Raw genomic sequence first — 549 nt, 5'->3', positions numbered from 1 at the left:
ATACTATTTCTTAATTAAAAGATTTAATTATCCAGTCTCTCCCAGTGATGCTGGAAATAACCTGATTGGACAAAGAGCAAATCGACACACACAAACGCTCAACCACTTTTTCCAGCGTAGTAAATATTTCGTTATGGAATCCTCGTTTCCGGAGTTCTTTCCAAATCTGCTCAATAGGATTCATTTCAGGCGTATATGGTGGAATATGAAAAAGGACAATATTATCCGGCAAATTTAATCCGCCAGACTTGTGCCAGGCCGCACGGTCGCAGCAAAGCAAAATCACATCATCAAAAAATTGTTCGGATAACTGTTTCAAGAAGATATTCATGCATGCTGTATTGCAATAGGGCATGATAAGAAAGCATCCCTCGCCAGTCAGCGGTTCCACAGCTCCATAGGCATAGCGATACTCGCGGATATGGTGACAAGGCACACTGGGACGAATCCCTTTTTCACACCAGCAGTATTTGGGTTTGTTGATCCTCCCAAATCCAGCTTCATCCTGAAACATTAAACGAATCTTTTTCCCTTTGTGGATAACTTTCA

At 41.5% G+C, this 549-nt stretch carries 1 pseudogene; it reads right to left on the bottom strand.

Annotated elements, in window-relative coordinates:
- Nucleotides 1–91: 91 nt before the first annotated feature.
- A pseudogene (locus D1641_RS19050) lies at nt 92–549 on the bottom strand (IS630 family transposase); the annotation flags it as partial.

The sequence above is a fragment of the Colidextribacter sp. OB.20 genome (assembly GCF_009911595.1).
In the GTDB taxonomy this organism is placed as follows: domain Bacteria; phylum Bacillota; class Clostridia; order Oscillospirales; family Oscillospiraceae; genus Lawsonibacter.
The sequence above is the reverse complement of the archived record's forward strand: the minus strand, read 5'-3'. Positions and strand labels throughout refer to the sequence as shown.